At 63.6% G+C, this 21,482-nt stretch carries 29 protein-coding genes; 15 read left to right on the top strand and 14 right to left on the bottom strand.

The features are described 5' to 3' along the window. The first annotated feature begins 195 nt into the window (after positions 1-195). The gene (locus tag AC1DVS_RS06690) at positions 196-363 is read left to right on the top strand and encodes a hypothetical protein (protein ID WP_478021480.1); all 168 of its coding nucleotides are present in this window, start codon (positions 196-198) and stop codon (positions 361-363) included. Positions 364-460: 97 nt separating this feature from the next. On the opposite strand, the gene AC1DVS_RS06685 is transcribed toward AC1DVS_RS06690, so the two are convergent. Then, positions 461-832 carry a GFA family protein gene (locus AC1DVS_RS06685; RefSeq protein ID WP_478021478.1) on the bottom strand — a complete coding sequence of 124 codons (372 nt, stop codon included), beginning with the start codon at positions 830-832 and terminating at the stop codon, positions 461-463. Between the two features lie 218 nt (positions 833-1,050). Between AC1DVS_RS06685 and AC1DVS_RS06680 the strand changes: the two genes are divergently transcribed. The 6 genes from AC1DVS_RS06680 (at position 1,051) to AC1DVS_RS06655 (ending at position 5,450) form a co-directional block, all read left to right on the top strand. Continuing rightward, positions 1,051-1,512: a hypothetical protein gene (locus tag AC1DVS_RS06680; protein ID WP_478021477.1), complete on the top strand. Its 462-nt coding sequence runs from the start codon at positions 1,051-1,053 to the stop codon at positions 1,510-1,512. 106 nt (positions 1,513-1,618) lie between these two features. After that, positions 1,619-1,891, top strand: coding sequence for a DUF4242 domain-containing protein (locus tag AC1DVS_RS06675; protein WP_478021476.1), 273 nt, complete (start codon positions 1,619-1,621; stop codon positions 1,889-1,891). Positions 1,892-1,949: 58 nt separating this feature from the next. Next, on the top strand, positions 1,950-2,960 hold the full coding sequence (locus tag AC1DVS_RS06670) for a GlxA family transcriptional regulator (RefSeq protein WP_478021475.1): 1,011 nt from the start codon (positions 1,950-1,952) through the stop codon (positions 2,958-2,960). 152 nt (positions 2,961-3,112) lie between these two features. Further along, positions 3,113-4,090: a phosphatase PAP2 family protein gene (locus AC1DVS_RS06665; protein WP_478021473.1), complete on the top strand. Its 978-nt coding sequence runs from the start codon at positions 3,113-3,115 to the stop codon at positions 4,088-4,090. A 125-nt stretch (positions 4,091-4,215) separates the two neighbouring features. Continuing rightward, positions 4,216-5,037 (top strand): alpha/beta fold hydrolase, encoded by an 822-nt coding sequence (locus AC1DVS_RS06660; RefSeq protein ID WP_478021471.1) that lies wholly within the window; start codon positions 4,216-4,218, stop codon positions 5,035-5,037. After that, the gene (locus AC1DVS_RS06655) at positions 5,034-5,450 is read left to right on the top strand and encodes a cupin domain-containing protein (protein WP_478021469.1); all 417 of its coding nucleotides are present in this window, start codon (positions 5,034-5,036) and stop codon (positions 5,448-5,450) included. Before AC1DVS_RS06660 ends, AC1DVS_RS06655 begins: the two co-directional genes overlap by 4 nt. 21 nt (positions 5,451-5,471) lie before the next feature. On the opposite strand, the gene AC1DVS_RS06650 is transcribed toward AC1DVS_RS06655, so the two are convergent. Continuing rightward, on the bottom strand, positions 5,472-5,810 hold the full coding sequence (locus tag AC1DVS_RS06650; protein WP_478021468.1) for a hypothetical protein: 339 nt from the start codon (positions 5,808-5,810) through the stop codon (positions 5,472-5,474). 140 nt (positions 5,811-5,950) lie between these two features. On the opposite strand from AC1DVS_RS06650, the gene AC1DVS_RS06645 reads away from it, so the two are divergent. Beyond that, the gene (locus AC1DVS_RS06645) at positions 5,951-6,442 is read left to right on the top strand and encodes a pyridoxamine 5'-phosphate oxidase family protein (RefSeq protein ID WP_478021467.1); all 492 of its coding nucleotides are present in this window, start codon (positions 5,951-5,953) and stop codon (positions 6,440-6,442) included. Positions 6,443-6,454: 12 nt separating this feature from the next. Here AC1DVS_RS06645 and AC1DVS_RS06640 read toward each other — a convergent pair whose 3' ends face one another. The 3 genes from AC1DVS_RS06640 to AC1DVS_RS06630 form a co-directional block, all read right to left on the bottom strand. Further along, positions 6,455-7,381, bottom strand: a complete 927-nt coding sequence (locus tag AC1DVS_RS06640; RefSeq protein ID WP_478021465.1) for a hypothetical protein — start codon at positions 7,379-7,381, stop codon at positions 6,455-6,457. 101 nt (positions 7,382-7,482) lie between these two features. Next, on the bottom strand, positions 7,483-7,629 hold the full coding sequence (locus AC1DVS_RS06635) for a hypothetical protein (protein ID WP_478021463.1): 147 nt from the start codon (positions 7,627-7,629) through the stop codon (positions 7,483-7,485). A 113-nt stretch (positions 7,630-7,742) separates the two neighbouring features. Further along, a complete protein-coding gene (locus AC1DVS_RS06630; RefSeq protein WP_478021462.1) occupies positions 7,743-7,883 on the bottom strand; it encodes a hypothetical protein in 141 nt (46 codons plus the stop codon). Between the two features lie 106 nt (positions 7,884-7,989). Between AC1DVS_RS06630 and AC1DVS_RS06625 the strand changes: the two genes are divergently transcribed. Both AC1DVS_RS06625 and AC1DVS_RS06620 read left to right on the top strand, forming a co-directional pair. Continuing rightward, the gene (locus tag AC1DVS_RS06625) at positions 7,990-8,643 is read left to right on the top strand and encodes a 2OG-Fe(II) oxygenase (RefSeq protein WP_478021460.1); all 654 of its coding nucleotides are present in this window, start codon (positions 7,990-7,992) and stop codon (positions 8,641-8,643) included. Then, positions 8,640-10,406, top strand: a complete 1,767-nt coding sequence (locus AC1DVS_RS06620) for an asparagine synthase-related protein (RefSeq protein ID WP_478021459.1) — start codon at positions 8,640-8,642, stop codon at positions 10,404-10,406. Before AC1DVS_RS06625 ends, AC1DVS_RS06620 begins: the two co-directional genes overlap by 4 nt. Positions 10,407-10,408: 2 nt before the next feature. Here the strand turns inward: AC1DVS_RS06620 and AC1DVS_RS06615 are convergent, their stop codons facing one another. From AC1DVS_RS06615 to AC1DVS_RS06585, 7 genes are all read right to left on the bottom strand, one after another. Further along, the gene (locus tag AC1DVS_RS06615; RefSeq protein WP_478021457.1) at positions 10,409-11,368 is read right to left on the bottom strand and encodes a hypothetical protein; all 960 of its coding nucleotides are present in this window, start codon (positions 11,366-11,368) and stop codon (positions 10,409-10,411) included. Next, positions 11,331-12,206 (bottom strand): HPr kinase/phosphorylase, encoded by an 876-nt coding sequence (locus tag AC1DVS_RS06610; protein WP_478021455.1) that lies wholly within the window; start codon positions 12,204-12,206, stop codon positions 11,331-11,333. The genes AC1DVS_RS06615 and AC1DVS_RS06610 overlap by 38 nt, the downstream gene beginning before the upstream one ends. A 43-nt stretch (positions 12,207-12,249) precedes the next feature. After that, positions 12,250-12,540 (bottom strand): PqqD family protein, encoded by a 291-nt coding sequence (locus tag AC1DVS_RS06605; RefSeq protein ID WP_478021454.1) that lies wholly within the window; start codon positions 12,538-12,540, stop codon positions 12,250-12,252. Beyond that, positions 12,530-13,795, bottom strand: coding sequence for a 2OG-Fe(II) oxygenase family protein (locus tag AC1DVS_RS06600; protein WP_478021452.1), 1,266 nt, complete (start codon positions 13,793-13,795; stop codon positions 12,530-12,532). The genes AC1DVS_RS06605 and AC1DVS_RS06600 overlap by 11 nt, the downstream gene beginning before the upstream one ends. A 166-nt stretch (positions 13,796-13,961) precedes the next feature. Next, a complete protein-coding gene (locus AC1DVS_RS06595) occupies positions 13,962-14,582 on the bottom strand; it encodes a cytochrome P460 family protein (RefSeq protein ID WP_478021450.1) in 621 nt (206 codons plus the stop codon). A 62-nt stretch (positions 14,583-14,644) separates the two neighbouring features. Further along, positions 14,645-15,637, bottom strand: a complete 993-nt coding sequence (locus AC1DVS_RS06590) for a GlxA family transcriptional regulator (RefSeq protein ID WP_478022095.1) — start codon at positions 15,635-15,637, stop codon at positions 14,645-14,647. Positions 15,638-15,642: 5 nt separating this feature from the next. Further along, positions 15,643-17,382 carry a DUF885 domain-containing protein gene (locus AC1DVS_RS06585; RefSeq protein WP_478021448.1) on the bottom strand — a complete coding sequence of 580 codons (1,740 nt, stop codon included), beginning with the start codon at positions 17,380-17,382 and terminating at the stop codon, positions 15,643-15,645. A gap of 101 nt (positions 17,383-17,483) precedes the next feature. Between AC1DVS_RS06585 and AC1DVS_RS06580 the strand changes: the two genes are divergently transcribed. Continuing rightward, positions 17,484-17,792 (top strand): hypothetical protein, encoded by a 309-nt coding sequence (locus tag AC1DVS_RS06580; protein ID WP_478021446.1) that lies wholly within the window; start codon positions 17,484-17,486, stop codon positions 17,790-17,792. Between the two features lie 39 nt (positions 17,793-17,831). On the opposite strand, the gene AC1DVS_RS06575 is transcribed toward AC1DVS_RS06580, so the two are convergent. Further along, positions 17,832-18,146, bottom strand: a complete 315-nt coding sequence (locus AC1DVS_RS06575) for an FtsB family cell division protein (RefSeq protein ID WP_478021444.1) — start codon at positions 18,144-18,146, stop codon at positions 17,832-17,834. 52 nt (positions 18,147-18,198) lie between these two features. After that, positions 18,199-19,476 carry a phosphopyruvate hydratase gene (gene eno / locus AC1DVS_RS06570; protein WP_478021443.1) on the bottom strand — a complete coding sequence of 426 codons (1,278 nt, stop codon included), beginning with the start codon at positions 19,474-19,476 and terminating at the stop codon, positions 18,199-18,201. 118 nt (positions 19,477-19,594) lie between these two features. Between eno and AC1DVS_RS06565 the strand changes: the two genes are divergently transcribed. Genes AC1DVS_RS06565 through AC1DVS_RS06550 form a run of 4 tightly spaced genes read left to right on the top strand, consistent with a single transcriptional unit; the run spans position 19,595 to position 21,422 of the window. Further along, a complete protein-coding gene (locus AC1DVS_RS06565; protein ID WP_478021441.1) occupies positions 19,595-20,236 on the top strand; it encodes a hypothetical protein in 642 nt (213 codons plus the stop codon). Positions 20,237-20,275: 39 nt separating this feature from the next. After that, positions 20,276-20,647: a phage holin family protein gene (locus AC1DVS_RS06560; protein ID WP_478021439.1), complete on the top strand. Its 372-nt coding sequence runs from the start codon at positions 20,276-20,278 to the stop codon at positions 20,645-20,647. Further along, positions 20,644-20,994 (top strand): DUF3618 domain-containing protein, encoded by a 351-nt coding sequence (locus AC1DVS_RS06555; RefSeq protein WP_478021437.1) that lies wholly within the window; start codon positions 20,644-20,646, stop codon positions 20,992-20,994. Before AC1DVS_RS06560 ends, AC1DVS_RS06555 begins: the two co-directional genes overlap by 4 nt. Continuing rightward, positions 20,991-21,422, top strand: a complete 432-nt coding sequence (locus AC1DVS_RS06550) for a hypothetical protein (RefSeq protein WP_478021435.1) — start codon at positions 20,991-20,993, stop codon at positions 21,420-21,422. Before AC1DVS_RS06555 ends, AC1DVS_RS06550 begins: the two co-directional genes overlap by 4 nt. Positions 21,423-21,482 lie beyond the last annotated feature (60 nt).

The following is a 21,482-nucleotide window of genomic DNA, read 5'->3' as shown; positions in this document are numbered from 1 at the left end:
GGTCTCCACAGTAAAGATGAGATGGTCGCCGAACGAAGGCCGCAACAGGCCTCGCCCGGCGTGTCAGGAAAACGAGCGTTGGCCTGGCAAGTTGCGGCAATCGTCCGGTAAATTAGGCTGACCTGGGTTAAGACGGGTTTCTACGGGCGGGAACCTGCTGTGCACGGCGATCGTTCCGCTCCAGGAACGCAACGCATGGAGAATGACATGTCCGGCATCAATGGCGAGCAATGGGAGAAGGAATTGCGCGCCCTGCTCGATCAGGTCCAGGCCCGCCCTTCGAAGGACTGGACCGAGGAAAGACAGCGCATCGCCGTCCTGAAGAACCTCATCGCAACCCGCAGCAAAGCCGTCGCCGCCTGATCGAGGACTTCTTCCTCCCCTCCCGCTAGCGGGAGGGGATCGAGCGGTGGGCACCCGGCTCATCAGCGGCGGGCGTCCAGATCCGGGGCCCTAACCCTCACCACAGATGCTTCCCATCCAACACCGTCACCGGCCAGTCCGCCGCCTCGAAATCATCGAACAGCCGCGCATTGACCGCGATCCGCCGGCTCTTCCCATCCCAGCTCCCGTCGCGCTGGAAATCGGGGCTGTCGGCGTAAAGGTCGCACCCGCAGGCGCTGCAGAAATGGTTGGCGATCGCCTTCGTCTTCCATCGATAGACGGCGTCGCTATTGCCCTCAGTCACCTTGAGCTGCGCCGGTTTGTAATAGGCATAAAGATGTCCGCGCTTCGAGCAGAAGGAGCAGGTGCAACGAGTCAGCTTCTCCGGCAGTTCGCCGTCGATCTCGAAGGCGTTGCGGCCACAATGGCAGTGGGCGGTCAATGTCATGTCGGCGCTCCATTTGCTGTTGGGTGAGTACGCACGGCGCTCGTCTGGGGTTGCCGCGATTCAACTCCGACGCGCGCTTCTGTAACAGGATCCGCGATCAGCCCTTCGCCTCAGCTCGACGCGGCGCGTCCTTGAACGATCAATTGAGGGCTCTGGCGCGCGGGGCTCAGCCACGCTAATGCCGATAAGATATAGGATATAGGGAAGAGGAATTGGTGATGGTCTGGGCATATCGGCTGGCAGCGATCTCGGCGGCCCTTCTCATCGGTGGTAGCGCGGGGGCTGCACAACAGACGGAGGATTGCCGCGCGATTGCCGATCCGGCCCGCCGTCTCGCGTGCTACGACACGCGCGAGGCCAACCCGATCCAGCCGCCCGTCGCCTCCAGTCCGGCCTCGCCGGAACGCGGCCAGCCCGAACGCACCCGAAGCGCCGGCGCAGCTTCCGCATCTGCCAGCACTGACCCGAACCGCACCTTCGACAGCCGGATCGCCGGCGCCTCGCTGCTGCGGAACGGGCTCTACCGAATCCGCCTTGCCGACGGCAGCGAATGGACCACCTCCATCACCGGCCAGCGCCCCAAGATCGGTGAGAAGATCCACCACCGTCGCACCTTGATCGGCACCCATTATTTCGACACCGAGACTGGTCGCCCACTCACTGTGCGCCCGGCGCGCTGATATCCCTCGGCGTCGCGATCGCCCCTGTTCATTGTCGGGATCGCACCTCCCCTCTCCTCGCGACAGGCGGCATGTAGCTGCCTGCAACAGCGCAAGGAGACTGCTGATGAAGAAATATGTCATCGAACGCGCCATTCCCGGCGTCGACAAGCTTGGCGGCGCCGAACTGAAGGGCGCGGCCGCAACCTCGAACAGCGCGCTCGCCCAGCTTGCTCCACGCGTGCAATGGCTCGAATCCTTCGTCGCTGCGGACAAGACCTTCTGCATCTATCTCGCCGAGGACGAAGCGGCGATCGAGGACCATGCCCGGCTCAGCGGTTTCCCCGCGACGCGCATCACTGAGGTCGTGCGCATGATCGACCCGACCACCGCGGGTTGACGCAGACCCCTGGCAGCGCTCGAAAAGGCCGCAAGGCAGAGAGAATGGGGACGGACCGATGCTCGACGTGACGGTTGTGCTGCTCGACGACGGCCTGTCGTCCACCGCGATCATGCCCGCCGAGATCTTCCACTCGGCCGGGGCGCTGTGGCACGACATTCACGGCTCCCCCGCCGAGCCTGCTTTCCGGGTGCGGACCGTGTCGCTCAGCGGCGCACCGGTCCGCAGCCCGAGCGGGTTGTCGGTCGTGCCGGGCGGGCCAATCGATGCGGTCGAGCACACTGACATCCTGATCGTCCCGACATCGGGGCTCGAGCTCGACATGAAGCTGATCGAGAATAGTGCGCTCCTCCCGCATCTGCGCCGTCATTACGATGCCGGCGCCTATGTCGTCGGCGTGTGCATGGGTGCCGCCTATCTCGCCGAGGCCGGCCTGCTCGACGGCCGGATCGCGACAACCCATTGGGCGGTATGCGACTCCTTCATCGCGCGCTACCCGCGGGTGCGCTGGCGGCCGGAGTTGTTCGTGACCGAAGATTCGCGCGTGCTGTGCAGCGGCGGGGTCGGCGCCTCGATCGATGTGAGCCTCTATCTGGTCGAGAAGCTGTGCGGTCATGAAGTCGCGGTGCAATGCGCGCGGGCGCTGCTGCTGCCGATGCCACGGGTCTATCAGTCGGGCTATGCGATGCTCCCGGTATCGCAGCCGCATGACGATGAGCGCATCCGCGCGATCGAGGCATTCCTCCAGGCCAATTTCCGGCACGAGATCCCCACCCGCATGCTCGCCGATCGCGCCGGGCTCGGCGAACGCACCTTTGTGCGGCACTTCAAGTCAGCGACGGGGCGCCTGCCGGCGGCCTATCTCCAGGCAGTCCGCATCGAGGCGGCCAAGGCGATGCTCGAGCGCGATGCGAGGCCGATCCAAACGATCAGCTCGGAGATCGGCTATGATGACGTTTCCTTCTTCCGCACCCTGTTCAAGCGCGACACCGGCATGACACCTGTCGAATACAGGCGCCTCTTTGCGCCGCTCAGTGTGCGCGGCCATGCGGTCCCCGAGCTGAACTGAGCCGGGCTGATCAGGATCAGGACTCGGCCGGGCGTTCTGGCGATATCTTCATCTGGCTGTCACATAAAGTTCACGCTAGAGAGCCCACATCACATCATCGTGATCAAGACCCTCGGGCGGAGCGCTGGCTCCGCCTCCAGCCAGGCGCATACGTGTATCTTCCGACCCGATCATCGTTTCTGATTTCCCACTCCCCCGAGCATCTCCACGCGAACGAGCCCGGGCTCGTGCCGGGCAAGTGGCTGGTGAGCGCTGCCGTCTCCAGTCTGGTCGTGCTGATCGGGATGATGGCGTGGGAGCATCTCAGGATCGATCCGCTGGCCGTTGCGCCCATGGTGTTCGCCGGCATCGCCGCCTTGCTGGTCATCATCGCCTATGTGTACCGCCGACCGGCAAGCCGCGTGCAGCGCATCGCGCGCGACATCAGCGAATATTTCGGCCTGTTCACGCTGATCGCGCTGATCGGCGCGACCGCCACCTATCCGCTCTCAGCCGGCAGCCACGGCTTTGTCGATCCGGCGCTCCAGCAGATCGACGCCCTGCTCCGTTTCAACTGGATCGCCTGGTACGACGTTGTCGCGGCGCACCGCTCGCTACAGTTGCTCGGTACCGCGGCTTATCAGAGCATCTTCGTCTCGCCCGCCATCCTGCTCGGCTATTTCGCCTGGACCGGACACCGCGCATCGGCGCGCGGCTTCATCGCCGCCTTCTGGCTGGCGGCGGTATTGTCGTTGTCGCTTTTCCCCTTCCTGCCGGCAGAGGGGCCGCTCGCTTTTCTGTGGCGCGGGCCGATCCCCTATATGCCCGAAAGCGCGCTCTATCAGATGTCGCTGATCCCCGAGCTGCGGCGGCACGACATCAGCCATGTCGACCTCGGCGCGCTGCGCGGGCTGGTGTCGGCACCGAGCTTCCACACCGCGAGCGCGATCCTCTATGTGGCGACCGCATGGCCCTTCCGCAGGCTGCGCTGGCCGTTGCTGGTGATCAACGTCGCGATGCTGCTGTCGATCCCGGTGGAGGGCACACACTATCTCACCGACATGATCGCCGGGGCGCTGGTTGCGGTAGCCGCACTCGGCGTCGTCGCGGAGGTGCGGTTCCGGCTTGCCGCATACGAGCCCGCCGCCTGAAAGGCTCGGCCTGCCCCTTGAACGTGGCAGGCATCGTTCCACCTTGGTAATGTCGTGCCCGTCCCGAATCCGGGGCTCGCATCCACTCGGCAATCGACCCTTCACCCCCCAAGGGAGGCCTCATCATGAGCTTTATCACCACCAAGGATGGCACTGAAATCTTCTACAAGGATTGGGGGACCGGCCAGCCGATCGTGTTCAGCCATGGCTGGCCGCTGAGCGCTGACGATTGGGACGCTCAGATGCTGTTCTTCCTCCAGCACGGCTTCCGCGTGATTGCCCATGACCGGCGCGGCCATGGCCGGTCGAGCCAGACCTGGACCGGCCATGACATGGACACCTATTCGGACGATCTCGCGGAGTTGTTCGAGCATCTCGACCTGAAGGATGCGGTGATGATCGGCCATTCGACTGGCGGCGGCGAAGTCGCACGCTATCTCGGCCGCCACGGCACCGCGCGCGTTGCCAAGGCAGTGCTGGTCAGTGCGGTGCCGCCGATCATGGTCCAGACCGAAGCCAATCCTGGTGGCACGCCAATCGCAGCGTTCGACGATCTCCGCCGCCAGCTCGCGGCGAACCGCGCGCAGTTCTACAAGGAGGTGCCCGTCCCCTTTTACGGCTTCAACCGCGAAGGCGCGACAATCTCGCAAGGCGCGATGGATCACTGGTGGCTACAAGGCATGATGGGTTCGGCCCAGGCCCATTATGAATGCATCAAGGTCTTTTCGGAGACTGACTTCACTGAGGATCTGAAGAAGATCGACGTGCCCTGCCTGATTCTGCACGGCGATGACGATCAGATCGTGCCGTATACCGACGCGGCCGTACTTTCGGCCAAGCTGGTCCAGAAGCCGACGCTCAAAATCTACCCCGGCTATTCGCATGGCATGCTCACGGTGAATGCCGATGTGCTGAATGCCGACCTGCTGGCCTTCATCACGTCATGAGCGATGCAGCCGCCCTCATCGCGAAGCTGGAGCTCGTGCCCCATCCGGAGGGCGGCTGGTACCGCGAGACCTTCCGCCAGCCCGCGCCCGAAACCGGTCGCGGGCTGGCAACCGCGATTCTGTTCCTGCTCGAAGCGGGGCAGCGCTCGCACTGGCACCGGGTCGATGCGGCGGAGCTGTGGCTCTGGCACGCGGGGAGCCCACTGGCGCTGCTTGTCGATGATGGCGAGCGCGGAGAGTATCTGCTCGGTGGCGACGTACTGGCGGATCAGGTGCCGCAGGCGATTGTGCCAACCGGCGCATGGCAGTCGGCTGAGGCTCGGCATGGCTGGGTGCTGGTCAGCTGCGTCGTGACGCCGGCGTTCGAGTTCGCCGGGTTTGAGCTTGCACCAGAAGGTTGGGAGCCGGCCTGAAGCAGCGGCGGCTCCTCGTGGTCAGGCCGCTTCGACCGCCATCAAAGCTTCGGCATATTTCGCGTCATTCGCATGGAACAACGGGTTCGCCGGAAAGCTGCGCGCGGTCAGCTTGAGATCGTTGAGGCCGGCAAGCTTGAAGGTGCCGAGCTTCACTTCCTTGGGCGGCTTGCCGTCCCGGTCGATCGCCACCGCATCGATGAACAGGTCGCCATGCTTCGTATAGATCACGTGCGGTGCAAGCGTCATGGTCACGCGATTATAGGTCGCAATGACGCATTGCTTGCGCACGATTGCCTCGAAGATGGTTGGAACGGGGCCGCTGGGTGCGCCCTTATCGCTGTCGGCGGGAAGTTTCATGGGCCTTCTCATACACCAAAATGCTGCATCGCAGCAAGTATGATAAATGAAACTGGGGTTTTGCCTGTCAAAAAAGAGGATCGGAACCGCCGGCGTATCCCGCCCGTTCGGCTCAACACACTGATGCGAGGATGAGAGCCATGGCAGAACCCCACGAAATCGAAGCAAAATTCTGGAAAGCGCTGCGCTCGGACATGACCCTGATGCTCGGGCTCGACGGCGTCGCCGACAGCCACGCGCAGCCGATGACGGCTCAGTTCGAGAATGATCAGGCCAACGGGCCGATCTGGTTCTTCACCTCGAACGAGACCGATCTCGCACGCGAATTGCGCGAAAGCAGCAACGGAGTCGCGCATTTCGTCTCGAAGGGCCACGACCTGTTCGCAACCATGCACGGCAAGCTGACCATCGATAATGATCGCGCGACGATCGACCGGCTCTGGAACCGCTTCGTAGCGGCGTGGTTCGAAGGCGGGAAGGATGATCCCAAGCTCACGCTGCTTCGCTTCGAACCCGAGCGCGCGCAGATCTGGCTCAATGAGTCGAGCCTGTTGGCCGGGGTGAAAGTGCTGCTCGGCCGCGATCCCAAGGAGGATTACAAGGGCAAGACCGCCGAAGTCTCGCTCGGCTGAAGCTGGGCTGGTTCACCCGTTCTGGTGGAAGGCCCGGATTTCGGTTGGACCAGCCGGAAGATTGACCTCGGCCAGCACCGAATAATCGCGACGCAGGAAACTGACCCGCCCTCTCGCCGATAATCGCGCGGCAGGCTCGGTAAAGTCAGTCAAGCCGACGGCGATCATCTCGCGATCGACAGCGAGGCCGCGGGTCACCACTGCACCGAATGCCGCACGACGGTCGCGCTCGCCGATGAGTTCCCCGTCCATCGAGCCGCAGAACAGCATCTCGCCGCCATCGGTGAACACGATATTGTGGCAGCCGAACCCGGGCAGCGGCCGGCGCTTGATCAATCGCCAGCCGAGATCGAAAGTGGCGAGTTCGCTCGGATTGCCGGTCTTGTGGCCGCCATTGTGCAGAATCAGCATGATCGTTCCGTCATGCTCCACCAGCGAATTGATATGCGCGTAGCCGCCTGCCCAGTCGCCCGTCGCCGCTTCTGACAATGGCGTGACGACGTCGATTGCTCCCGTCGCCGGGTCAATTCGCAGGACACGCTGGCCATAGGTGTCGAGCAGGCACAATCGCCCGTCGATCATTTCCATCTGATGGCATCCGTCGGGCAGGCCAGTCACCAGAATATTGGTATCGACGATGCGATCGTCGCGATCGAAGAGCCGAACGATCCGGCCGTGCCGTCCATTCGCACGCGGCAGATCGCCCGCCTCGAACAGGTAGATGATATCACCGGCCATGGTCATGCCGTAGAACATGCCATGGGCGAGGAGCCTGGCGCCGCGCAGCCCCACCGCGAACAGTCCGCCGCGCGTCGCGACCAGATGCGTGAAGCCGGCATGATCGCTCTCGACCAGACGGAAGGTCCCGGTCGCATAGGCGACCTTGCTCAGCGCGATTCTAACACCGCCCGCATTCGCGATAGAGTCCGGAGATGCCATTGATCAGCGGGTCTGGTTGCCGGGCGAAAAGTCAACTGATCCAAACGCCGCGCCGGAAAAACGAGCGCATGATTGCGCCGAACGAGGCGGGACTCGATTGACTATGAAAGAGAACAATCGGCGAAGCCGCCGGCGTCGTGCCCAACATGTGGATTGTTCGCCGAATCCTTGACATCAAGCTCGTGCATTTCTGGTTCGATCCACGCCAGAAGCCCGGTATTACCCATTATGGTCGGTTCGTTCGTCATAGCGTCCCCATTTCCTGCGTGGCTTGGCCAGAATCGCTGTCACGGTCAACCGACATAGGGGTTCTCAGAGCGCGGGAAGGATCATCGCAGCGGACTAGACGCCTGGCGATCCCCTATGAATGGTTGCAATCGGCAACCCCGCCATCGAACCGAACGCTCGGATTGTTCGCGGAATCCTTGACGTCAAGCTCGTGCATTTCGGGTTCGATCCATGCGAGAAGCGAGGTGTCGGCCGATGCGATGGGTTCATTCATGACGGTCATACTCCATTCTTGCTCCGCTCTACCAAAATCGGCATCACGGGCAAGCTCTCCACTGGAGGATTTTTAACGAGCAGAAATCCTCCGCCGATCCTCATGAATGGCCATTCTAATGTCGCCCGAAATTCGTCCGCTCATCTCGATCGGTGCGGTGGAAACGGTCATCAGCGATGACGGACCCTCAAACCAGCTTTTCCGTGACCGCTTCGCTCGGATCGGCGCCGCGCCCCTTAACGGGCTGCTGGAACCCCGCTTTGCACTGATGCTGGACAACCTGTGCGCGAAAACCGGTTTCGTCACGGATATCGTCCCGAATATCGGCAGCCGGCAGATTGAGGCCCCCCCCCGGCTTGCTAGCAAGGCCCTGTGCGCAGCGCTGCACCGCCCGGTTCTGCTGCGCTGGCTTTCCGAGACGACCGGGTGCGGTCCGCTTGAAACCGTTGGCGGAGCGATCACCGAACTGACGGCGCATCAGGGCGAAGCGCTTGACTGGCACGAGGACGAGGACGGAACCGGGCGCAAGCTCGCGATCACGATCAATCTGAGCGAGCGGCCGTTCGAAGGCGGCGGCTTCGAGCTTCGGGAAAGGGCATCGCGCGAGATGCTGTTTTCGCATGTCCATGAGGCGTTCGGCTCAGCACTCCTGTTTCGGGTTTCGCGAGATTTCCAGCACCGCGTCCTTCCTGTGACCAGTGGGGGCCCGAGGCGGGTATTTTCCGGCTGGTTTCTCGGCCCCACAGCACCCGTCGAATGAGAAGCGGCCTTTACGCCATTGCCTCACTCGACGGGGCGCCGATCGCGGCCGAAGATCGCGCCGCTCTTGGCCTTGCGCCGCGCAACCCGACAGACCCGCTCGTAGCGCCTGGTCTGGTCGCTCGCGTCGTGGATGCCGAAGGCATTGGCGGGGTTACCGATCAGGTCAGCAGTGGCGACGAGCACCTCCTGTTTCTGGGCGAACTGGACGATCCGGCATCACTGGCCGCCGAGCTTGGCCGCGTCGGCGCCGGCCCGGCGACGATCGCATTGCTCGCATTGCGGCGATGGGGGGATGACGCAGCGCACCGGCTGGAAGGCGAATGGTCGCTGCTGCACTGGAATGCACAGCGCCGCGTTCTGCAGATCGGCGTGTCGCGCGCCCTGCGGGACGTGATCCATTTCGCCACTGACGGCGTGCGCGTGGCGGTTTCTTCGGAGCTCCGCTGGCTGGGGGCGCTCCCCTGGGTCGGATCCGAAATCGACCCGATTGGGCTGGCGTTCAACCTTGGCCGCGCACCGGTGCAAGAGCGTCTCGCGGGGCGAACCGTCCTGCGCAATATCTGCTTCGTCGAAGCCGGGACCTTTCGACGCTTCGAGGCTGGGCGCGCGCCGGAGACCCTTCAGCGACCAGCTGATGTCGCGCCGCGCTGGGAAGGATCGTTCGAGGAGGCGGTCAGCGAACTGGAGCAGGAATTGCGCCTGGTCGTCCGGCGCATTTTGGCCCGTCACGGCGACATTGCGATCCTGCTCAGCGGCGGCCTCGATTCAGCGTTACTCGCGTGGCTGGCATCGGAGGAGCGCCGGCCCGGGCAGACGGTCACCTGCCTGACCGGCGTCGTCCCGCCCGGCAGCCCGCACCCTGACGAGCGCGACCTCGCACGCGACGTCGCGCAGGCGCTTGGCCTGCCGCAGGTCGTCGTCATGCCATGCACCGACGCAAGGGCGCTCGAGGCGTCTGCGAACGCGCTTGACTGGATGGTCGGCAGCATGCGCTCGCCGCGGCATTACCTCTATGATGCGCTTTACGATGCCGCGCGCGATTGTGGCGCGAGCGCCGTGCTCGACGGCTGTTTCGGCGAACACTCCATCACGCGCCGCCAGCTGTTGATCGGCCCGGCAAAGCAGTTGCGCCGCGCAGTCGGGATGGTCCGCAATACCCTTCGCGAGCGATCCGTCAGCGAGGGCTGGCCGGGGGATGCCTATCATGCCCGCTTCTCCGCAGCGTTGCTCGGACAATTGCCGGCGGATATGGCGGGCCGACGCCCGCCCGCCTATGCCGAAACACTCAAATCCCCGGACGCGTTGCTGGGATTCTCCAAGGGCTATCACAAGGCTGCGCGGAGCCCGACCACCGTCGCGGGCGGCGGATTGCGGGCATTCTATCCGTTCCGCCATTTCCGGCTGATCGCAATGACCGCCGGCATGCCGGTCCGCTTCCTGTCGCACGGCGGGATGCAGCGCGCGCTCGCCCGCGAAATGCTCAAGGGCCGATTGCCCGACCATATCCGCCTGCAATCCAAGGGGCTGGCATTTTCGCCTGACTATCCCGACCGCCTGCGCGACGAGGCATCCTCACTGCAGCCGCGGATTGAGGAATTGCGCGAAGCCGGTGCCGGTGAGTGGGTCGATCTCGACTGGGTTGCCCGCGAAGCGCAGCGGATCGCGCAGGGCGCCATTCTGTCGCCCCGTGAGCTTCAGAAATTCCAGATCAGCGTGCTGGCCGCCAATTTCGTGGTTCACTGGAACCAGCCTCGCAACTGACTTCAGAGCACCGGCAATGTCCGCAATGTCTCCGCCAGCACCGGTGCCACGATATGCACGCATTTTGCCCGAACATCCTCTTCCATCCTGGCTCGTCGCGCAGGACCATCGGGCTCGAAAATGCGATCCATAGCCTTGGAATGATGTGCGGAGGCGCGCTCCATCCGCGTCACATCGTCGGTCGACACGGTGATATCGAACCAGGGCGCGACCGCCTGCCAGGTCGCTGACGGCAAGCGTGCATAGTCAAGGCTCTTGAGACCCGGTACCGCCGCAACCGCGCCACAGCGTGCGGCCAGCATCTGATACACGAACTCCGGACGTGCCCTCGCTTCTGGCCCAATCAGCTTGGGATCAAGCGCTGGCGCGAAAGGGTTCGCGGTCACCAGTTCGGGATTACCGAGCGGGCTTTCCTCGAGCGAGGCGATGATTTCGATCGGGTCACGGTAGAGGAAGATGCCGGGCACGTCGGGGAGCGCCGCGGCGATCTCCTTCGCCCAGAAGATCAAGTGAAGCGGCCATTTGATGACGAGCCTTTCGCCGCCGGGGCAGAGTGCATCGCGATGTGCAGCCAGGAGCAGGCGCAACCAGCGCGCCCGCTCCTGTGCCGAGCCATGAGGCGCATCGAGCAACTGCAGAAAGGCAGTCGGCTCGCTCAGCGCAATCACTCCCTTCACGGCCGCGAATTGCCGAACCATCAGCGTCGACCCGCACCGGCCGGTGTGATGGATCGCACCGGCCAGCCGCAGATCGTCGTGCCGCGGCTCATAGGCATCGAGCGGCACCAGTCCGAAGGTGCGCAGGCGTTGCTTCAACGTTTCCCGCCAGAAGGTCGCCGACATCGCTCCACGCGGAATCTCGACGAAGCTCAGCAACGGCCTGCCGTGCGCCCATACCAAATCGCCCGGCACGACGAGGCGTGGCTCACCCGCCGGCATGGTCGTCCAGCAATCTGTCAGCACGATCGAGATAGTCCTCGACCGGCGCGGTACCGGGCGCATCAATATGCGTGATGCCGACACAGGTGGTCGTCCTGAACAGCATTGCAAGACGCTTTTCATGGTCGGGAAGGGCTGACATCAGGGTGGGCCGGAACAGATGTCTGGCAAGCGACAGCATCTTGCGGGCGCGGCCCGAACGCAGGTTCGCGCCGCTCAGCACAATGATGGTCGCGAGCGGAATCCTCATGTCGTCAGCAACCCGCGGCAGCGCCACGAGAAGCTTTTTGTCACCCGATGGTCGAATCTCCGTGGCGATCGGCTCGATCATCTGGATAGCGCGCGGATGAAGCCTGATCGAACGGCGCCCAGGCGCAAGGACCGGCGTTCCGTCCTGCGCGAGACCCAAGGCGCTGAGGTCGTCGGAGATTAGCCGGGCGCCCCGAACGACAAGGGCCGCAGCAAGGGTAGATTTGCCATCGCCGCCATCGCCGCAGATCAGGATCGCGCGACCGTCCACTTCGACCGCACTTCCATGCAAGGGCACTGAGCCGCGAAGCGCAAGCAGCCCCGCCACCGCGCTGCCGAAGAATCGGGGCGGCGGGAGGCTATCCCCGGCCGCGACAGAGGTGATGTGCACGCAATCTGTACCCACCACGTCGATCACCGGCTCGCAGGGCCGCTGGAATCGGACGCCATCGGCGCAGATCGCCCGGTTGAGACCTTGGTCGACAATCGTCCGGTGTGGCGCCACCGTCCCGATCGAGACGGTCACATCAGGGCTGTCGACGAAGCGGCCGGTCGCAAACTCCGGCAGCGCGATCTCGCTCTGCCATTTGAGACCGAATGCCAGGCTCTGCACATCGCCTGCACCCGCTCTTTCAGGGCGAGCGGAGCCCCGGTCCTCAACCAACCGGATGCACGAGCCCCTTGTCCGAGAAACGGCTCAGCATCCGTTCGATCGAATGCGTGCAAACATCTCGGGAAACATCATATCTGGCCGTCAAATGGTCGGCGATCCCGTCGATCGAGATCGCCCCCTCGAGTAGATTCCAGATTTCCTTCGCGGACGGATTGAACGAGAAATAGGCCGCGCGCTCGACATCGAGAATGACGAAGGAATCCTCGATCTCGGTGCCGACGAACTGGTCGATGCGGCGCCAGAGCTGCGCGGTGCCAGATGTTTCAGCTGTCATGGGACGTCTCGTTGCTACCTTGTGGCTGCGCCCGGCGATCCTGCGAGACGACGTCGAACGCGATACACATGCGGCGTTCCTTTCCGCCATAGGGAAAAGTTCGGTGCGGGACGTGCGACGGGAACATGAGGAAGCGACCGGCCTCGGGACGAACGGCATGCCGACCTACCCGATCAGCCGCCTCGTCGCCGATCACGCCGGGCTGAAGTCCGAATGCGAGACAACCGGCATCATCAGTGCCGCCTGCAATGCCTGCGGGAACTTCAGGATAATAAACGCCGCTCATCCAGCCATTCTGGTGCACATGCCAATCCTCATAGCCCGCACCTTCAGTCATCACCGCCCAGCAGCGCAGAAAGGCGGATTCCGGGCGCGCCCGGACAAGCGGATGATCGGTTTCAGGCAGCCTCTGCACGACATTCTCGATCTGCTGCCGAAGTATCTCGAGCAAATGCGGGAAGACCTTCGCCCGGGTGATGAGCGGCTCGTCAACCCGGGTGCTGGAGACCGAGGCTGAACCATAACGGTCGCCGCGCCTGCCCGGATGTGCCGCGATTTCGGAGACGAGATCGCGATTGAACTGCGCGATACTGTCCCAGTCGGCTGGCGGCGGAAGGATTTCGTCGTGAAGGAACCGGTCGAGCCCAAGCGCCTCACGCGCTTCCTCCGGGCGATCCAGCGCGGCGATGCTGAGCGCGCGTCCGCACAGGACCCGGGAATGCAGCACGCCCTCCCCGGCAAGCTCGTCTGCCATTGCCAATGCTTGATCGGCACGGCCAGCCTTCAGATCGATTACATTCAAGCGCTTGAACGCGTCCCGGCTGCCTCTGTCTTCAGCAAGCGCTATTTCAAGCCGTTTGCGTCCCTCATCGATCCGCCCGAACCGCACCAGCGCCTTGCCCGCCCCCGCGAGACCGGCACTCCGTTCCCAGGAGGTCTCGCCCATCCGTGCGACCGCCTCAAAATGCACGAGGGCTTTACTATCACCCTCCGGCGTCTCCAGCGCGAGATAAGCGCGCCCAAAGGCCATTTGATCGCGGACATTGTCCACGTCTTCAAGCGTGCCGAGAATTTGGAGCGCTTCGGGGAAACGATCGGCCTCGAGCAGTAATCTCGACAAATGGCGACGCTGCGGTCCGGTGGCGCCAAAACGCTCGTGCTGGGTCACGAGCAGGTTCAGCTCCTCTGCCAGCGTCAGCGTCTTCGGGGTGGGGAGCTCGAGCCGAAAATCGGCCAAAGGCTGATTGGTCGCCATGCTCAATCCAGCACACCGGGATCTTCAACGCCGGATTGAACGCGGTCAACGCCGGTGGTCACCATGAAATCGACCAACCAGCTTCTCCCTCAGTTAGATGAGGCGAGCGGTAGCTCCGGGCCGGTTGTGGTCAAGCTAAATTCCGTCAGGCGGAACTGCCCTTCCATTACGGCTGAGGTTTCGCAGCCGCCTTCTCGTCAGCGACATAGGCAGCGCTGAAGCTCGCATGCTCCTTCGCGACCGGGAGCAAGGTCGGGTAGAATTGCACGAAAGTCGTGTCGACCGCAGCGTGGGCCAGGTGGCAGGCATAGCAGCTCGCCTCATAGCCGATCATCGTTGCGGGCTTGGCGCCGTCGAAGCTGAAAAAGCCCCAGCCGCCCTTGAAACGCTTGCTATCATGGACGTGCACCTCGATCCCGACTGGATCGCCGGATTGGAAGGCGCCGTGCTGATTGATCGACCCCTTTGAGGTGCTGCGCCGGATTTCAAGCACCAGCGTCGTGCCCTCCGGCCAATGGCCGGTCTTCAGAAAGACAGCATGGCTTTCCGGATCGACGAAGACATTGTCGAATGGCTGGTCGGCAGCGGCATTGGCCTGAGCATTATAGCTCATGCCATGCCCGGAGGTGAGAAAGGTCCAGCGCCGATAATCGGCCGGGAAGAGCAATTCGCCCTTGTCGGTGAAATGCGCGGCACCGGTCGCGTCCGGCTTGCCGCCTGCCATGGCGACCGAGGCAATCAACGCTGCAGCGCTGCCGACCGCCAACCATTTTCCGAAGCCCCGCATCGTCACCCTCCCGATCTGGAAGCAACGAGCCTAGCCGATCATCGAGGCGCCGGCGTTGCCGACTATCCTGCCGTTTCGGACATTCCCGGCCGACCATGCCGTGCCCGCGTCGCTCGCGGCGGTTCACCATGGACGCGGGCATAAGCGCGTCCGAAGGCATCGGCGCTGCGATAGCCTGCCAGACGAGCGACCTCACCGACCGGAACCGGCCCCGTGCTGAGCAGATCATGCGCCGCCTCCAGCCGCAGCCTTGCAACCAGCGCGCCGGGGCTCTCGCCAAGCCCCTCGCGGAACATGCGCGACAGCTGGCGCTCGCCGATCGCAGCACGCGCCGCCAGTACGGGAAGCGACAGATCGGCATCGAGATTGGCCGCGATCCAGGCGACCAGATCAGCGAGCCGTCGGGGGGCGCGCGCCTGGACGCGCGATGCTTCGGAATATTGCGGCTGCGGTCCGGCGCGCATGCTGTGCACGACCATTTCGCGCCCGACCGCCAGCGCCGTGCCGGGGCCAAGATCGTCGCGGACCAGCGCCAGCGCGAGATCGATTCCCGCGCAGACTCCGCCCGAGGTGAAGCAGGACCCATCCTCGATATAGATGCAGTCCGCCTGCATCCGGACAGCCGGGAAGCGGCGCTGGGCGTCGGCCAGGAACCGCCAGTGCGTCGTCGCCTCTCGGCCGTCGAGCACTCCGGTCGCCGCCAACCCGTAAAAGCCGGTGCAGACCGAAGCGAGCCGACGGGTCGATGCGAGCCGCGTCTTCAGCCAGTCCACCACCACAATGGCGGCGTCCGTTTCCCGAAGCGTCGCGCCCCCGGGCACGATGATCGTGTCATAATCGGGCGCATCGGCGAACAGACGATCGGGCAGGATGCGCAAGCCCGCCTCGGTCCTGAGCGGGTCAAGCGTCGCCGCGACCACCTCGATCACATATCCGGGCTGGGCCGGGTCAAGCACCGTCGCCGTGGAGAACACCTCGAGCGGCCCCGACAGGTCGACCCCGTTGACACCGTAGAACGCGACCAGGCCCACCCGCCGTGCGGCAGGCAGGCCCACCCCGGTCAAAATACCGCCTTGCCGTCGCCGCCCATCATTGCCTTGCGGACGAGCGGGATCGGCGGGCCGCCGTAGCTCAGGAACTGGTCGTGGAACGCCTTCCACGCCTTGCGTCCGCCATGCGCAGCGGTCCAGTCGTCGCGCAGCTTGCGGATCATCAACTTGCCCATGGTGTAGTTGAGATAGGCCGGATCATAGGTGCCGCGCGCGGCCTGCTGTTTCGCGGTGCCCTCATCCTGATAGCATTCCTTCACGAACATCTCGCGGGACTGGTCCTGCGTCATGCCATGCGCGTGCAGGCCGATCGCCGAGAGGAAACGACAATTGCGCAGCAACGCTTCCGAGAGCTGGCCGACATGCGTCTCCGCATCGCCGTTTCCAAGCCCCGCGTCCCACATCATCTCCTCGCTATAATGCGCCCATCCTTCGGCAAAAGCATAGCCGACGAACAGCCGCCCAAAGAGCGAGGGCGACCGGTTGGCGTGAAGGAACTGGACGAAATGCCCCGGCATCACCTCATGCACCGAGGTGAAGAGCAGATTGCCATAGCCCGGCACGAACGCGTCCTGCTCGGCCTTGGGCCAGCTTGGGTCGGGCGGCGAGATATAATAGATCGACGGCACGCCCTTATCGAACGGCCCTGGCGGATCGATATAGGCACCATTCTGCCGATTATAGGGCGGGCTTTCCTCGACCAGAGCCTGTTCGGTGCCGGGGATCGAGACGATGTCATGCGCGATGACGAAGGCGCGTAGATCGGGGATCATCTTCCGCGCTGCCGCGACCGGACCACCGTCAGCCTTGTGGGCACCCACCTTCACGGTGCAGGCAATGATGGTCGCGCCCGGATCATATTTCGCGCAGGCCTCTTTCAGGGCTGCCTGATTGCGTGCCAGATCAGCCTTGCCGGCCGCTTCGAGCGTGTCGAGCGGCACGTCCACACCCTCGGTAAGCTTCACCATCCGCGAGAATTTGTCGGCGCCGAGCGCGAAACCCTGGGTTGCCGTACCCCGCTGGCCATCGAGCCAGGTCGCGAGATCAGCCATCGCCTTGGCAGCGGGGCCGGCGACCTCGTCGAATTCCTTCTGGAGTGCTGGGTCCTTCACCCCGGCAAACGCCTTTTTCGCGTCGCCCGTGTAATAATCTGCAAACCCCTTGAAGCCTGCGACGCCATAATTGATGAAGCTGAGCGGCATCGGCGTCTTCAGATTGGCCTTGATGTTGGCCGCTGCCGCCGGGACGCTCCTGAAGAATTTGATGACTGCCTTCATCCGCGTCGGCGCATCGGCATAGTTGCGGGCGATATAGGTGTTCGGATCGAGCCCGCCGCCGACATAATAAGCCGGGTTGGTGTGCGGCTGGTCAGCGTCGGTGAGCCAGAATAATTTACCCGTGGCGACCGTCAGCAGATAGTCGCGCTCGAACGCTTCCTGCTGGCTGAGCTTGCCCCCGTCGAAGGCTTTCGCCTTGGCGATCGCATCGTTCAGGAAATCCGCCTGGCGTTTCAGCCCGGCAGCGCTCCAGTCGGGCAACTGGCCATCGAAATCATGTCGGCCCTGATAGACCGCATTGGCCGGATCGAGCTTGAACCAGTCCTCGATGAAGCCGTCGCGGAAATTCTTCCAGCTATCGGTTGGCAGGGCGAGGGCGCCCCCATCCGCCGACTTGTCGGCCGGCGCGGTCGCGGGTTGCCCACACCCTGCCAGCGCCAGCGACGCGATCCCCACCAGCAAGATTTTCCGCATCACCACTCCTGTCGATTCGCTCAGGCGGCGGATGCTGGCAGCTTGTCACGGCCTGCGCCAGTTGCGATTGAAGATCGAAAGCCATTGTAAAGGAAGACAGGTTGCCCGCTGCGATTCTGTTGGCGCTCGTCGTCGCGATTGCCCAGGCGAGCCCGCCTCAGACTGACGAAATCCCCGACGACATCATAGTCCAGGCGGTACGGCAAAAATGCCAGGTGCGGATCGCCGATCGCATTCTGTCCGATCCCGAGTTCAATGCGCACGCCAAGGAATGGGCGGAAGGCAAGCCGGTGCGCGTGATTGCCCCCGCCAATGCCGATTATAAATGCCTCGCGAAGATTGCTTTCAGGCTCAACGACAAAGGAGTTCGGCGCATCTATTTCGTCGACCCGGCCGACGCCGCCAAATGAACGCGTTTCCCAAGCCTGATCGCTTCGGGCGAGCCGCTTCTATTTCCCCTCCTGGACGACCACCTCGTCCGGGTTCACCACATTGAGCTTCTTGCGCACCAGCTCATCGACCATGTCCGGGTCGGCATGGCGCGGATCGAGCAGGTCGACGCGGTTCTTGAGCTCGGCGCGCTGCTTGTCGAGCATCGCGAATTCAGCCTGGCGCTTGACCAATTGACGCTTGATGTCGCCATAAGCCAGCGCGCCATTCGGCCCCATGATCGCATAGCCGCCGAAAAAGGCGCCCACGATCAGCAACGCCGCCGGCGCCATCGCGCGGCGGAGCATAGTGCGAAAGGTGGAACGCCTAGCCATTCCACGATTCTCGCATCATGCGACTCGTGGATCAAGCGGGTATTTTACCTGATCAAGCGCGAATAATGCCCCGTCCGGCGTAAACCGCCGACTCGTCGAGTTCCTCCTCGATCCGGATCAGCTGATTGTACTTCGCCAACCGGTCCGACCGGGCGAGGCTGCCGGTCTTGATCTGCCCGCAATTGGTCGCGACCGCGAGGTCGGCGATGGTCGCATCCTCCGTCTCGCCGGAGCGGTGTGACATAACGGCGGTGAAGCCGGCGCGGTGCGCCATCGATACCGCCTCGAGCGTCTCGGTCAGCGTGCCGATCTGATTGACCTTCACCAGCAGCGAATTGGCGAGGCCGCCCTCGATCCCCATCTTGAGCCGCTTCGGATTGGTCACGAACAGATCGTCGCCGACGATCTGGACCTTGTCGCCGATCAGGTCGGTCAGCGCCTTCCAGCCGGTGAAATCATCCTCGGCCATGCCATCCTCGATCGAGAAGATCGGATAGCGGCGAGTCAGGTCGGCGAGATATTCCGCCATTTCATGGCTGGAGAGGATCTTGCCCTCACCCGAGATATTATATTTGCCGTCCTTGAAGAATTCGGTCGCAGCGCAATCGAGCGCGAGCATCACATCGTCGCCCGGCTTGTAGCCGGCCTTCTCGATCGAGCTCATGATGAAGTCGAGCGCGGCGGCGGTCGAAGCGATGTTCGGAGCGAAGCCGCCTTCGTCGCCAACCGACGTCGCCAGCCCCTTGTCGTGCAGACCCTTTTTCAGCGTGTGGAAGATCTCCGACCCGCAACGCACCGCTTCGGCGATCGTGGCGGCGCCGACCGGCACGATCATGAACTCCTGGAAATCGATCGGGTTGTCGGCATGTTCGCCGCCATTGATGATGTTCATCATCGGCACCGGCAGCACATGGGCCGAAACGCCGCCGACATAGCGATAGAGCGGCAGTCCCCGTGCATCCGCGGCGGCCTTGGCGACAGCGAGGCTGACGCCGAGAATGGCGTTCGCGCCCAGGCGGCTCTTGTTCTCGGTGCCATCGAGCGCGATCATCGCGCGGTCGACATCGGCCTGGTCCTCCGCCTCGAGGCCGAGCACGGTGTCGGCGATCTCGGTGTTCACCGCCTCGATCGCCTTGGTCACACCCTTGCCGAGATAGACGGTCTTGTCGCCATCGCGCAGCTCCACCGCTTCATGCGCGCCGGTCGACGCGCCTGAGGGCACCGCGGCGCGGCCGAAGCTCCCGTCATCGAGCAACACGTCCACCTCAACCGTCGGGTTGCCGCGGCTGTCGAGAATCTGGCGTGCATGAATATCGATGATTGCGGTCACGTTATGATCCTTTTAGCGATCTGTGGTATCTACGAACGTCGGCGCGGCCTGTATCGGCTATCGTCGGCATCGGCAATTCGTCCCGGTCAATGGAACCGGCGGATAGACTGACCGGTTGATGGACAAGCGAGAAAAGGGCGACGACATGGCAACCGACACATCAAAAGCACCCAAGCCAGCCAAACCCGTAAAAACGGCCGCAACGACGTCAAAGCCCAGGGCTGCAGCGTCCAAGGCCGCCACGCCGAAAGCCGCCCCCTCGCCTGCCGCCAAAACCCCCAAACCGGTAAAGCCGAAGAAAGGCCCCACCGTGGACACCAGCACCATCGATACACCGAATAGCGCCAGCGAGAGCGCCAAATCCGCTGATACCAAGACCAATGCGTCGCAACTGTTCAAGGACAGCGCCGCCAAACTCACCAGGGAAGCCGGCGACAAGGCGCGTGCTTATGCCGAGGACGGCAAGGCTCGCGCCGGCGGCGCGCTCGACGAACTGGCGCGGCTGATGACTGAGGCGGCGGGCACCGTCGACGAGAAACTGGGCGAGCAATATGGCCAATATGCCCGCGGGGCGGCTGATTCGGTTTCCGGCTTTTCGGATTCGCTTAAGGCCAAGAACCTCGACGATCTGATCGAGGACGCGCGCGGCTTCGTGAAAAAAAGCCCGGCGATCGCGATTGGTACCGCGGCAGCGCTCGGCTTTGTACTGGTGCGGCTGATCAAGGCCGGCATCGACGCAGCCGACCGCGACGAAGCCTGATCGCAACAATCGGGGCTGACCGAATAGTCCGGGGGGAACATGGCCGAGCTACCGCCGGACGACGACAGCAACAGCATTGCGCGTTTGTTCGCGCGATTGATCGACGATGCCGAACGTTTCGTGCGGGCGGAGATCAGACTCTATCGCGCCGAGTTTCTGAGCCGTGTCGGCGAGGCCAGGATCGCGATCGTTCTGGGCGTCGTCGCGCTCCTGCTGGCGCAATCGGCGATCATTGCAATGGTGCTCGGGCTATTGCTGATCCTCAGGCACCCGCTGGGCGAGGTCGGGGCGACGATCGTCGTCGTCATTGTCTCGCTCGGCATCGCTGCCTTGCTGGTCCGCATTGCGGTTGCCAAGGTGCGGAAGATCACCGAGATCAAGGACAAGCCCGAGCGGGGAGGCGCCAAATGACCGGTGATGACGATGATCTCGCCACCGCGAAGCGTAAGGCTGAGGCAGCTCGGGCCAGGCTTACCAGCACGCTTGTCGATCTCCAGGCCCGGCTCAACCCGAAGGCGCTCATGCGTGAGGCAGCGCATGAGGTGAAAGAGGCGGCACAGGAGCTCGCGCGCGACGGGCTCGACACCATCAAACGCCATCCGATCACGCTGGCCGGCGCCACCGCGGCGGTTGGCATATTCTTCGCGCGTGGGCCGCTGCGGCACGTCATTGATGCCTATATGGATGAAACCCCCGAGCCCCCTGCGAGTTTGACTCCCAAACGGGCAGGCCCCCGACGGAAAGGACCCTCCGAATGAATGCTCCAGTAACGGTCGAGAACGCACGGAAACCCGCCAGCCGGCCCACTCCAAGGAGCGTAGCTGAAAAGGCGCTGGATACCACCAGGGAGACTGCCCGCGAGGCAGCGCGGCGTACCGCCCAGGGGATCGATGCCAATCCACTCGCAGTGCTGGTCGGCGGTGTCGCGCTCGGCGTGCTCGCCGGCACGCTGGTCCCGCGCACCGAACAGGAGGAAAAGCTCCTCGGACCGATCGGCAAGCGGCTCAACGACACAGCATCGGGCGCCGCCCAGGCCGCGCGCGATGCCGGCAAGGCCGAGCTGGATTCGCTCGGCCTGAACAAGGAGGCCGCACGCGATCAGGTCGGCAAGCTGCTCGATGGCGTGGCCAAGGCATTGTCGACCGCAGGCGCTGCCGCCGCCAAAGCGTCCAGCGGCAAGGGATAAGCCGGAAACGGTTCACCTTGGTCGCATCCCGCACTAAGGACTGGCGCGACTCCTCACAGG

This window comes from Sphingomonas sp. P3_C5, from assembly GCF_056402635.1.
The sequence above is the reverse complement of the archived record's forward strand: the minus strand, read 5'-3'. Positions and strand labels throughout refer to the sequence as shown.

What these genes read in the sequence shown, in the direction of transcription:
- AC1DVS_RS06605 (WP_478021454.1), bottom strand. Translation starts at nt 12,540, where the DNA reads ATGACAGCTGAAACATCTGGCACCGCGCAGCTCTGGCGCCGCATCGAC.
- AC1DVS_RS06635 (WP_478021463.1), bottom strand. Translation starts at nt 7,629, where the DNA reads ATGACGAACGAACCGACCATAATGGGTAATACCGGGCTTCTGGCGTGG.
- AC1DVS_RS06620 (WP_478021459.1), top strand. Translation starts at nt 8,640, where the DNA reads ATGAGAAGCGGCCTTTACGCCATTGCCTCACTCGACGGGGCGCCGATC.
- AC1DVS_RS06625 (WP_478021460.1), top strand. Translation starts at nt 7,990, where the DNA reads ATGGCCATTCTAATGTCGCCCGAAATTCGTCCGCTCATCTCGATCGGT.
- AC1DVS_RS06670 (WP_478021475.1), top strand. Translation starts at nt 1,950, where the DNA reads ATGCTCGACGTGACGGTTGTGCTGCTCGACGACGGCCTGTCGTCCACC.
- AC1DVS_RS06640 (WP_478021465.1), bottom strand. Translation starts at nt 7,381, where the DNA reads ATGGCATCTCCGGACTCTATCGCGAATGCGGGCGGTGTTAGAATCGCG.
- AC1DVS_RS06675 (WP_478021476.1), top strand. Translation starts at nt 1,619, where the DNA reads ATGAAGAAATATGTCATCGAACGCGCCATTCCCGGCGTCGACAAGCTT.
- AC1DVS_RS06585 (WP_478021448.1), bottom strand. Translation starts at nt 17,382, where the DNA reads ATGCGGAAAATCTTGCTGGTGGGGATCGCGTCGCTGGCGCTGGCAGGG.
- AC1DVS_RS06630 (WP_478021462.1), bottom strand. Translation starts at nt 7,883, where the DNA reads ATGAATGAACCCATCGCATCGGCCGACACCTCGCTTCTCGCATGGATC.
- AC1DVS_RS06680 (WP_478021477.1), top strand. Translation starts at nt 1,051, where the DNA reads ATGGTCTGGGCATATCGGCTGGCAGCGATCTCGGCGGCCCTTCTCATC.
- AC1DVS_RS06655 (WP_478021469.1), top strand. Translation starts at nt 5,034, where the DNA reads ATGAGCGATGCAGCCGCCCTCATCGCGAAGCTGGAGCTCGTGCCCCAT.
- AC1DVS_RS06645 (WP_478021467.1), top strand. Translation starts at nt 5,951, where the DNA reads ATGGCAGAACCCCACGAAATCGAAGCAAAATTCTGGAAAGCGCTGCGC.
- AC1DVS_RS06575 (WP_478021444.1), bottom strand. Translation starts at nt 18,146, where the DNA reads ATGGCTAGGCGTTCCACCTTTCGCACTATGCTCCGCCGCGCGATGGCG.
- AC1DVS_RS06565 (WP_478021441.1), top strand. Translation starts at nt 19,595, where the DNA reads ATGGACAAGCGAGAAAAGGGCGACGACATGGCAACCGACACATCAAAA.
- AC1DVS_RS06685 (WP_478021478.1), bottom strand. Translation starts at nt 832, where the DNA reads ATGACATTGACCGCCCACTGCCATTGTGGCCGCAACGCCTTCGAGATC.
- AC1DVS_RS06555 (WP_478021437.1), top strand. Translation starts at nt 20,644, where the DNA reads ATGACCGGTGATGACGATGATCTCGCCACCGCGAAGCGTAAGGCTGAG.
- AC1DVS_RS06600 (WP_478021452.1), bottom strand. Translation starts at nt 13,795, where the DNA reads ATGGCGACCAATCAGCCTTTGGCCGATTTTCGGCTCGAGCTCCCCACC.
- AC1DVS_RS06650 (WP_478021468.1), bottom strand. Translation starts at nt 5,810, where the DNA reads ATGAAACTTCCCGCCGACAGCGATAAGGGCGCACCCAGCGGCCCCGTT.
- AC1DVS_RS06595 (WP_478021450.1), bottom strand. Translation starts at nt 14,582, where the DNA reads ATGCGGGGCTTCGGAAAATGGTTGGCGGTCGGCAGCGCTGCAGCGTTG.
- AC1DVS_RS06560 (WP_478021439.1), top strand. Translation starts at nt 20,276, where the DNA reads ATGGCCGAGCTACCGCCGGACGACGACAGCAACAGCATTGCGCGTTTG.
- AC1DVS_RS06550 (WP_478021435.1), top strand. Translation starts at nt 20,991, where the DNA reads ATGAATGCTCCAGTAACGGTCGAGAACGCACGGAAACCCGCCAGCCGG.
- AC1DVS_RS06690 (WP_478021480.1), top strand. Translation starts at nt 196, where the DNA reads ATGGAGAATGACATGTCCGGCATCAATGGCGAGCAATGGGAGAAGGAA.
- AC1DVS_RS06660 (WP_478021471.1), top strand. Translation starts at nt 4,216, where the DNA reads ATGAGCTTTATCACCACCAAGGATGGCACTGAAATCTTCTACAAGGAT.